A 10,774-nucleotide genomic window follows, 5' to 3' on the forward strand; every position below is an offset into this window, starting at 1 on the left:
GGTCACCTTCCCGGGTTCCCTTCCGGCACCCGGACACCGTGACGAGCGGCGCAGACCGCTGCAAGGGGCACGCGGATGACCGAAGACCTGGTGCGCCACTACTCCCGCTTCCGGGTGTCGGAGCGCGTGCTCCTTACCGGGCATTCACACCAGGCGTGGCCCGACGTGGCGTTCGACGCCCAGCGGCAGGCATGGCTCGACGCCGCCGAACTTGTGGACGACAAGTGGGAGCGCGCGTTCGAGTTGGCCGCCGAGGTGCGGGGAGGGTACCGCCGCCTGCTGGACGACCCGGACGGCCACATCGCGCTGGGGCAAAACACGCACGAGCTGGTCACCCGGTTTCTGTCGGCGCTGCCCTTGCGGGAGCGGCCGCGCGTCGTGACCACCGATGGCGAGTTCCATACGATCCGGCGCCAGCTGGAACGGCTCGGGCGCGAGGGAATCGAGATCAGGACAGTGCCGACCGCGGATGGCGCCCCCGTGGCGGATGCGCTCGTCGCGGAGGTGGACGGCCGCACGGCGGCGGTGCTGGTGTCCTCGGTGCTCTTTCGCGACGCCCGGATCGTCGACGGACTGGACGAGGTGGCAGCCGCCTGCGCGCGGGTCGGCGCGGAACTGCTCGTGGACGCCTATCACTCGCTCAACGCAGTCCCGTTCTCGGTCGTGAAGTCGGGGCTCGCCGACGCCTTCGTGACGGGCGGCGGCTACAAGTACTGTCAATTGGGCGAGGGGAACTGCTTTCTGAGGTTCCCGCGGCACTGCCGGCTGAGGCCGGTGCTGACCGGGTGGTTCGCCGAGTTCGGGACGCTGGCAGCCGGACGCCGACAGGGCGGACCCCCCTACGGGGAAGGACATCTGCGCTTCGCGGGCTCGACCTACGATCCGGTCAGTCACTATCGGGCGGCGGCGGTGTTCAGGTTCTTCCGGGAGAAAGGGCTCGTCCCGGAGCGCCTTCGGCGCATCAGCCTGCAGCAGATTCGCCAACTCGCGGCGGGGATCGATGCCCTGGACCCGGATCCGCGGATTCTCTCGCGAGATCGCACGGTGCCATTGTCCCGGAGAGGCGGCTTTCTGGCCCTGACCACCCCCCTCGCAGGGAAGATCTGCGGCGAGCTCGGGAGGCGCGGCATCCACACGGACTTCCGTGGCAGTTCGTTGCGCCTGGGGCCGGCACCCTACGTGACCTCCCACCAGCTGGACAAGGCGGTCGAGGCTCTGGGGGAGGTTCTGGCCGCGCATTGCTGAGGTTGAACCGCTGGCCGCCGCCCTCCACGACGAGCGCTCGTCGGGTTGGCAGCTCAGGCCCCGGCTGCTCAGGCCCTGGCTGCCCTCCCGGCTACGATCAAGTGCTGGGCCATGAGGAGCGCCGGGATCACGAGCATGAGCAGCGCCGTGGCGATCAGGACCCCGAACCCCACGGACGCGGCCAGGGGCACGAGGTGTTGCGCGTGGGTACTGGTCTCGAAGACCAGCGGGGCGACCCCCACGAACGTCGTCACGGAAGTCAGCAGGATGGCCCGGAAGCGGTCCTTGGCGCCGGCAACGATCGCGTCCCGCACCGGGAGCCCGGACGCCTTCAGGTCGTTGATGAACTTGATCATCATCAGTGAGTCGTTGACGACCACGCCGCTCACCCCGATCAGCCCGTACATCGACCAGATGCCCAGGCTCAGCCCGAGAAGCATGTGCCCTGCGACAGCGCCGATCACCCCCAGCGGCACCGCTGCCAGGATGATCAGGGGCTGGGTGTAGGAACCGAAGGGAATCGCCATTAGCGCGTACATGACGAGGAGCGCCAGAAAGAGCGAACGGCTCAGATCGGCATTGGCCTCCTCCTGCTGCTTGCGCTGGCCGCCATAGGTGTGCTCGAAAAGGCGGTCCTCGGCCGACAGTCGCTCCAGGATGCCTTCCTCGAGGCTCCGGTTGACCTGCTGGCCGGTCGCGAGCACCGGATCGACATCCGCGGTCACGGTGACCGCGCGGCGCCCGTCCATCCGATGGATGGTGGCCGCCGACCGTGCGAAACCGGCCGACGCCACCTGACCCAGCGGAACCTCGCCGCCGGGCGTGCGCACCAGGTAGCGCTCCACATCGACGGCGGAATCGCGCTCGTCCTCGGGGAGGCGCACGAACACACCCACGTCCTCGCGCCCGCGCTGCACCCTCAGCGCCTCGGCTCCGAAGAAGGCGGAACGCACCTGCGACGCGAAATGGCCGACCGTCAGATTCAGCGTGCGGGCCGCCGGCTTCAGCTCCAGCTGCAGTTCGCGGAACCCTTCATCGGGGTTGCTGCGCACGTCGAAGACGCCGTCGATGCCATTCAGCTCGGTCACGAACTCGTCCGCGATCACGGCGAGCCGCTCGGGGTCCGGATGCGAGAGCTCGAAGTGCACCGGAAGTCCGAGCGTGATCAGGTTCGAGGAAATCGACAGCGATCTCGCGCTCGGGAGCACCCCGACCTCTTCGCGCCAGAGCCGCTCGAAGGTGGATGGAGCGATGTCGTGGCGCTCCCAGTCGATGAGCTTGAACTGGACGGCGCCCAGGTGGCCACGCGCGGCCTCCACCGCGTTGCCGCCCAGGGGGTCGTAGAGCGCCGCGGACTGGCCGACCGTCACGGCGACCCCGACCTCCAGGGGATCCGCATCCGCATCGCGCTCGCGCGAGATGCGCTCAACGGCGCGATGCCCTGCAGCCTCGAGTTGCGCCGCAACCGCGGACGTCCGTTCCCCGGGCGTGCCCACCGGCATCTCCAGGTTGGCGGAGACGACTTCACCCTCGATGGGGGTCAGGAACTGATTGGGGACCACGCCAGCATTGACGACTGCCATCGTGAGCACGAGCAGTCCCGCCGCGGAGGCGAGCACGATGCCGGGCTGGTCGACCGACAGACGCAGTCCGCGGTCCAGCGGACCATCCACGACCCGCTTCAGCAGGGCATCCACTCGTCCCCGGACACGGTTGAGCCGCCCGGACAGCCAGCCCTCGCGCGAGGCGCCCGGAGCGGGCAGGTGGGCCAGGTGGTTCGGCAGCACCAGAAGGGACTCCACCAGGGAAATCAGGAGGACCGTGATCACCACCAGCGGAATCGGACGACCAAGTTCACCCTGCGGGCCGGGCGCGGTCAGCAGCGCGGAGAACGCCGTCACCGTGGTGAGCACGGAGAAGATGACCGGCGCACTGACCCGCCGCGTCCCCTGGATCGCCGCGGCAACCCCGCCAACGCCCCGCTCCCGTTGCGTGAAGACGCTTTCCCCCACGACGATCGCGTCGTCCACGACGATCCCCAGCGCGAGAACGAGCGCCATCAGCGAGAACATGTTGACCGAGACGCCCAGGAACTCCATGAACAGGAAGGCCCCGATGAACGAGACCGCCAGGCCAATGGCCACCCAGAGCGCGAGCCGGACCTCGAGGAACAGGGTGAGGGCCAGGAGGACGAGCGCCAGCCCCAGCAGCGCGTTCTCGATCATCAGGCCGAGCCTTCCGGAGACCTCGACCGAGTCGTCCTTCCAGATTTCGACCTCAACCCCGGGCGGCAGGGCGGGGAGCACTTCGCCCGCGAGATACTGCCTTACCGCTTCCGCTATCTCGAGGACTTTCTCGTTCGACGCGCGGTAGACGTCGATGCCGACGGCTCGCCGGCCGTTGTAGCGCACGCTCAGATCGGTGTCCGCGAATCCGTCCCGCACGGTTGCGATCTCGTTCAGGCGGACCGATGTGCCGTCCGAGCGGGTCAGGACGATGATGTCCTCGAAGTCGCCCTGGTCGTAGTTCCTGCCCAGCGTGCGGACCAGGATCTCGTTCTCGCCGTCGGAGATCCTGCCGGCCGACAGCTCCATCGAGCCCTGCCGCACCGCCATGGCGACATCCTCGAGCGTGAGACCCAGCGCCCGCAGCCGGCTGACCGGGACCTCGATGGAGACCTCGTACGGCCGGGCACCGCTGACTTCGGCCAGCGACACCTCCGGGAGGGACGAGATGCCCTCCTCGATTTCGTACGCCAGTTCCTTGAGGGCGCGCTCCGGGACATCGCCGTGAACCAGCAGGCGGATGACGTTCTGCCGGCTCGTGATCTCGCGCACCTGAGGCCGTTCCGCCTCCTCGGGAAAGGTGATGATGCGGTCGACCTCGGCCTTGACCTCGCTGATCGCGCGATCGACATCGGTGCCCGACTTGAACTGCGCGATGACCGAGCCGAAGCCCTCGGAAGCGGTCGCTTCCACCCGGTCCAGGCCCTCCACGCCCCGGATCTGCTCCTCGATCTTGGTGACGATCGATTCCTCGATCTCCCCGGGCGTCGCGCCGGGATAAACGACGAGGACCTGGACTTGATCCAGGGACAGTTCGGGAAGGATCTCCTGAACCAGGTTTCTCGCTGCCGCCAGGCCCGCGAGGAGCAGAAACAGCATGAGCACGTTCGCCGCCACGCTGTTTCGGGCCATGAAGGCGATCGGCCCGGCGCGGCCGCCGGTCAGGTTCGGCTGATCCGCCCCTTCAGGGGTCAAGGGCCACCTGCTCGCTTCCCGCGAGGCCCAAGCCCTTCCGGAGGCAGGTCTGATCCATGGCGCATGCGGGATGCCTACGCGAGAGGTGACGGGGAAGACTCCCACCCCCTGCAAGAGAACCATGACACCAGCCGCAATCAAGAAGCGCGTCGTCCATGCGGCGTCCTGCGTGGGGGAAAGCGTCGGCGGCCAGCCAGGCAAGGGTGGCGGGAGGACTAGGTTTCCGAGGCTGCACGCTGTAGGCTGACTGCAACCCACCCAGTCCCGCCCCGGGGGAGGCAGTCAGATGGTTCTTCGCGTTCGTCCACGCAGAGCGCTCCGCCTGTTCGCGGCCATTGTTGTCACGGCGACCTCCATTTCGGTCTTCGGCACGCCCGCGCGCGCCCAACTTACCTCGCCCATCGAACTGACCACCCTCTCCGTGCCGCGCTTCGACATCATCCCTTCCCCCATCGAACTCACCGGCCCGGTGCGTCCCGGGGAGTACCTCGGCGTGGTCGGCCCGCGCGCGGCGTGGCTGGGGCTCGAGACCGGTGAAGCCGAACTGTGGGTGCATCCGCTGAAGGTCGGAAACGGCTTCCGCCTGAGCTTCACCACGCCCCGCTATGGCGCTCCGATCCCCGGGGGCCAGGTGGCGCGCACGGTGCACGTGCGGCCCGAGCTGGCGACCATCACCTACAGCCACGCTGCCTTCCAGGTGCGCCAGCACATCCTCGCGCCCGCGGACACGGCCACGTCCGGCCTCCTCGTGCTGCTGGAGGTCGACACCCCCGAGCCGCTCGAGATCGTCGCCGAGTTCGAGCCCGTGCTGAACTACATGTGGCCGGGCTCGCTGGGCGGACAGTACGCGTACTGGGATGCCGAGCGGCGCCTGTTCGTCCTCTCCGAGAGCCTGCAGACCCGCAACGCGGTCGTGGGGTCGCCGTGGGCGACCAACTCGGTGGAGCATCCGGCGCACCAGTTGGGCGAGGCGCCCCGCACGATGGTGATTCCGGTCGATCCGGAGCGGGCGGGGCGAGAGTTCATCCCCATCGCGGTCGCGGCCGGCACCGGCCCCCGCGAGACCGTCTTCGAGAGCTACCGCGAGCTCATCGCGAACGCCGAGGGGCTCTATTACGACAAGCGGTTGTGGGCCGGTCGCGCGCTCGCGTCCACCGTCTCGGTCGAGACCCCCGATGCCGAACTGGATCTCGCGCTCGAGTGGGCCAAGATCAACCTGGAGGAACAGCGGGTGTGCAACCCGGATCTGGGGTGCGGCTTCGTCGCCGGCTGGGGGTTGTCGCGCAACGGCACCCGCCCCGGTTTCGGCTGGTTCTTCGGCGGCGATGCGGCCATCAACACCTTCGCCATGGACGCGCTGGGCCAGTGGGATCTGGTGGCCGAGGAGCTGGCGTTTCTCGCCCGCTACCAGCGCGCCGACGGCAAGATCACCCATGAGATTTCGCAGGCCGCCGCGCACATCGACTGGTTCGACTCCTACTCTTACGCCTATTACCACGCCGACACCACGCCCTACTGGATGCTCGCGCTGTACGAGTACTGGCGGGCCAGCGGCGACGACGAGCTGGTGCGCGAGCTCTGGCCGGCCTACCGGCGCGCGTGGGAGTGGTGCCTGACCGCCGAGACCGACGGCGACGGCATCATCGAGAACACGGTGGGCGGTCTCGGCGCGGTCGAGGTGGGGGGGCTGGGGGAGGCCATCCACCAGGACATCTACCTCGCCGCGGTCTGGGTCGCGGCCCTCCAGGGGACGCGCGTGCTGGCGGAACATGTGGGTGACGGGGAGGTCGGGGCGGTTGCGGCCCGTCTGGCGCCCGAGGCACGAAGAACGCTCAACGAGGCCTACTGGCGGGAAGCGGAGGGGCACCACGCCTTCGCGATCCTCCGCGGGGGCGGCACCAACGACAACCTCACCGTGTGGCCCGCCACGGCGGCCTCGTTCGGCCTGCTCGACGATGAACGGGCACGCTCCACCCTGTTCAGGATCGCCGGCGACCGGGTGTCGTCAGACTGGGGTGCGCACATGCTCTCGACGGAGAGTGACCTCTATGACCCGCTCCAGTACAACATGGGCACCGTCTGGCCCTTCGTGACCGGTTTCGCGGCGTGGGCCCAGTACCGCTACCGCCGTCCCTGGGCAGGCTTCCACCTGATGGACGCGGTGAAACAGATGACCTTCGACTGGGCGTTGGGACGCCATCCGGAACTGCTGTCCGGCAGCTTCTACCAGCCTCTGGACCAGACCGTGCCGCACCAGTTCTTCGCGACCTCGATGCTCGTCACGCCCCTGCTGCGAGGCGTCTTCGGGTGGCAGCCGGACGCGCCGCGGGGGCGGGCCCGGCTCGCACCCCAGCTGCCCCCGGACTGGCCGACGGCCACGATCCGCGGACTGCGCGCCGGGAACACGACCCTGGACGTGGAGATTCGCCAGAACTGGAACTCCGCCGGTGGCGAGCAGCGAGCGATCATCCGCTGGCGAGGTCCCCGGCTGGATCTCGAATTCGTTCCCGACGTGCCCGTCGGAGCCCGCAACCCGTCGATCACGGTGGATGGCGTTCCGGCGCCCTCCGGGGGGGCCGTCCGCGTCCAGGTTGGCAGCGACGCATCCGGAGCCGGGGGTGCCGAAACCGAAGCCATGGACCAGGACGATGTTGCCGAGATCGTGGTGCGCTGGGAGGGCGGGCTGGCGGTGGCCCCGCCGCGCATCGACCTGGAGCCGGGTCAGCGCAGAACGGGCCTGCGGATCATCGACCTGGTGGCCGACGACGACGGTTGGCTGCTCACTCTCGAAGGCTCGCCGGGACGCGACTACGATGTTGAGCTTTTCGGCACCCTGATCGACGCCGCCGCGACCGATGCCACGGCGATCGTATCCGGCCAATCGGATAATACCATCCGCGTGAGCTTCACCGGCGACGCGGGCCGCGCCACTACTGTGGTCAGGCTTACCCCGACGCCATGAGCGTCGGCTGACGCAGACTCGCGCCAACGCCTGCGTCGCCCCGCGAGCCCGCCGACTCGGCCGGTTCAGGGCCGTTCAGCACCTCCATCGTGCCGAGTTCCCTGTGCACCAACCTCCTCGCAACCCGTGCGGTAGAGCCTCGCGCAACGTATTAGTTATAGGCTAGGGAGCGGTGTGTGCCTGCCGACACGCAGCGGGCCTGCTCCAGACGGTCTCAGAGGCGGCGCATGAAGAGACTCTCCGAGAGTTCGGTTCTCCTCGCAACGTGGTCCCTGGCCAGCCTTGGCCTGCTTGTGGGCAGCGGCACTTCCAATGCCGTTGGAACTGCGTCACTCGACGTCGGTTTTGGCGCCCCCCACGCGACCGAGCCCGTTTCCACTCCCTCCCCCGCCCCGCCGTCCCCCGCGCTCACGGCCGTCGTCCAGCAGTACTGCGTGGTCTGCCACAACGACGCGCTCCTCACCGGCAACCTCTCTCTGCAGCACTTCGCCGTGGAGGCCGCCACAGAGGAGCGGGAGACCGCGGAAAAGATGATCCGCAAGCTTCGCGCGGGGATGATGCCGCCGCCCGGGATTCCGCGCCCGTCGGCCGATACCCTGCTGTCGCTGGTGGAGACGCTGGAATCCTCCGTCGACGAGGTCGCCAGCGCGCTCCCCAATCTGGGCACGCGGCGGTTTCAGCGGCTCAGCCGGCCCGAATACGAGCGCGTCATCCACGAACTCCTGGGACTCGAGGTGAACGCGGACAACTGGCTTCCCGAGGATCTGCTGGTGGGGAGCTTCGACAACATGTCCGCCGCCCAGGGCCTCTCGACCACCCTGCTGGACTCCTACCTGAAGGCCGCCATCGACGTCAGCCGGCTCGCCATCGGAAACCCGCAGGCCCTGTCCTCCACCACCAAGCACCGCAACCCCCTCGAGGTGTCGCAGCACGCGTGGGAGCAGGTCGAGGGAGCGCCCTTCGGCACCCGGGGCGGGATGGTGGTGACGCACGACTTCCCGGCGGACGGCGAGTACGTCTTCCGGGTGGAGACGGAGTTCGGCAGCGGCAACCAGGTCGCCGCCGAGGACATCGACATCTCCATCGACGGGGAACCGGTCGCGCTGCTCAGGCTCGAGTACAACGCCGTGCGCACCGTGCCCGCCATCGAGACCGAACCGATTTTCGTGCGGGCTGGCCAGCGCAAGGTGTCGGCCGCCTTCGTCAACAGTCATCGAGGGACCCTACGAGGACCGCTTCAGCCCGGCCGCCTGGTCGGCCGCGGGGACGGCGGGAGGCAGCTACGGGGTAACGGGCCTTACGCACCTGAAGGAGTTGCTCATCACCGGCCCGGCCAATGTCTCCGGGGTGGGACAGACCGAGAGTCGGCAGCGCATCTTCACCTGCCGTCCATCCGCCCCCGGGGAAGCTCGTCCCTGCGCGCAGTCGATCCTGTCGCGGCTCGCCACGCGCGCCCACCGCCGGCCGCCTTCGTCCGACGACATCGCCGACCTGATGCGCTTCTACGACGCGGCGGCGGCCGACGAGGGCTTCGAGGCCGGGGTGCAGATGGGTCTGCAGGCGATTCTGGTGTCCCCGGAGTTCGTCTTCCGGCTGGAGCGCGAGCCCGCCGACACCCGGCCCGGCGAGGGCTACCCCCTGAGCGACATCGATCTCGCCACCCGGCTCTCCTTCTTCCTGTGGGCGACGGTGCCCGACGAGGAGCTGCTGGAGGTGGCGGGGAGCGGCCGGCTTTCGGCACCGGAGGTCCTGGAGGCGCAGGTCGAGCGCATGTTGCGGGATCCGCGCTCCGAGACCCTGGCCACGCGCTTCGCCCACCAGTGGCTGAGGCTGCAGGACGTGGGCAAGGTGTGGCCGGAGTCCTACCTCTACCCGGACTTCTCGCAGCAGTTGGCCGGAGCCATGGTGCGGGAGACCGAGCTGCTCTTCGACTACCTGGTTCGGGAAGACCGGAGCCTGCTCGAACTGCTCGATGCGAACTACTCCTTCCTCAACTGGCGGCTCGCGCGGCATTACGGGATCGAGGGCGACTTCCAGGGCGACGATTTCCGCCTCGTGCGGTATCCGGACGGTCGCCGCCGAGGCGTGCTCGGCCACGGGAGCGTGCTGCACCTCACATCCATGTCGGGCCGCACCTCGCCCGTGCTGCGCGGCAAATGGGTGATGGAGGTGCTGATGGGGACGCCTCCGCCGCCCCCTCCACCCAACGTCCCGACCCTTGAGGGCAGCCCGGACGCCGACGGGGACCGCATCCTGACGACGCGCGAGCGCATGGAGTTGCATCGCTCGAGCCCCGTGTGCAGTTCCTGCCACAACTTCATCGACCCCATCGGCCTCGCGCTCGACAACTTCGACGTCACGGGACGCTGGCGGGTGCGTGAGAACATGGCCCCGCTCGACACCCGCGGCACCTTCTACGACGGCACCGCCCTGAGCTCGCCCGGAGATCTGGCCGCGGTGCTCCTCAAGCGTCCGATCCCGCTCGTGCGCAACTTCACCGAGCATCTGTTCGCGTATGCGATCGGGCGGCCCGCCGACCATCTCGATCAGCCGACCATCCGCGCCATCACGCGGGCAGCGGCGGCAAGCAGCTACAGCATCTCGTCGATTGTGCTGGGAGTCGTACGGAGCGCTCCCTTCCGCATGCGACAAACGCAGGAGGTTCAATGAGAGAGTCCACGTCTGCAACCAGTCACCGCCCGACCTGGATGGCGCTCCCGGTCATTGGCCGCGCCGCCGTTCTGGCCCTCGCCCTTGTGTGGTCCCTCCCGCTGGCGGCCCAGCAGGGGCGGATCACCGGGCTCGTCACCAACGCCGCCACCGGGCAGCCCATCTCCTCGGCACAGGTCTTCCTGCCCGAGTTGAACGTCGGCGCGCTCTCCGCGTCGAACGGCCGCTACCTCCTGCTGGGGGTCAACGTCGGCACCCATACGGTGCGCGTCGAGCGCATCGGCTTCGCGGCGGCAACCGTGGAGGTCACCGTTGCGGTCGACCAGTCCGTCGAGGCCAACTTCCAACTCCAGGAGGTGGCCCTGAACCTGGACGAGATCGTGGTGACCGGAACCGGCGCGCCCACGCAGCGGCGCCGCCTGGGACAGACCATCACCTCGGTCACGGCCGACGAACTCGCGATCGCGCCCATCACCAGCCTCTCCGACGCGCTGGTCGGACGCCTTGCCGGGGCCCGCGGCCTGATCTCGGGTGGTCAGACCGGCGCCGGCAGCGCGATCACGCTCCGGGGCACGTCGAGCATCAGTATCCATGTCAAGCGGAAGCCGCTTTTCTTGGTAGAGACCTGCCTCGCGGC

Annotated in this window: 6 protein-coding genes; 4 read left to right on the forward strand and 2 right to left on the reverse strand. The window is 68.7% G+C overall.

Annotation, left to right across the window (positions count from 1 at the left end):
• Positions 1 to 75: 75 nt before the first annotated feature.
• Positions 76 to 1,245, forward strand: a complete 1,170-nt coding sequence (locus OXU32_16320) for a kynureninase (GenBank protein MDE0075521.1) — start codon at positions 76 to 78, stop codon at positions 1,243 to 1,245.
• 68 nt (positions 1,246 to 1,313) lie between these two features.
• On the opposite strand, the gene OXU32_16325 is transcribed toward OXU32_16320, so the two are convergent.
• Complete coding sequence (locus OXU32_16325) at positions 1,314 to 4,505, reverse strand: efflux RND transporter permease subunit (protein ID MDE0075522.1); 3,192 nt, start codon at positions 4,503 to 4,505, stop codon at positions 1,314 to 1,316.
• Positions 4,506 to 4,791: 286 nt separating this feature from the next.
• Between OXU32_16325 and OXU32_16330 the strand changes: the two genes are divergently transcribed.
• The gene (locus tag OXU32_16330; GenBank protein ID MDE0075523.1) at positions 4,792 to 7,467 is read left to right on the forward strand and encodes a GH116 family glycosyl hydrolase; all 2,676 of its coding nucleotides are present in this window, start codon (positions 4,792 to 4,794) and stop codon (positions 7,465 to 7,467) included.
• Positions 7,468 to 7,796: 329 nt separating this feature from the next.
• On the opposite strand, the gene OXU32_16335 is transcribed toward OXU32_16330, so the two are convergent.
• Positions 7,797 to 8,681 (reverse strand): hypothetical protein, encoded by an 885-nt coding sequence (locus tag OXU32_16335; GenBank protein MDE0075524.1) that lies wholly within the window; start codon positions 8,679 to 8,681, stop codon positions 7,797 to 7,799.
• Positions 8,682 to 8,781: 100 nt separating this feature from the next.
• Here OXU32_16335 and OXU32_16340 point away from each other — a divergent pair, with 100 nt between their 5' ends.
• Both OXU32_16340 and OXU32_16345 read left to right on the forward strand, forming a co-directional pair.
• A complete protein-coding gene (locus OXU32_16340) occupies positions 8,782 to 10,137 on the forward strand; it encodes a DUF1592 domain-containing protein (GenBank protein ID MDE0075525.1) in 1,356 nt (451 codons plus the stop codon).
• Positions 10,134 to 10,774 (forward strand): carboxypeptidase-like regulatory domain-containing protein (locus OXU32_16345; protein ID MDE0075526.1); only part of this gene is annotated, 641 nt, incomplete at its 3' end. The genes OXU32_16340 and OXU32_16345, both read left to right, overlap by 4 nt.

This window comes from Gammaproteobacteria bacterium, from assembly GCA_028819075.1.
GTDB lineage: Bacteria > Gemmatimonadota > Gemmatimonadetes > Longimicrobiales > Gaopeijiaceae > BD2-11.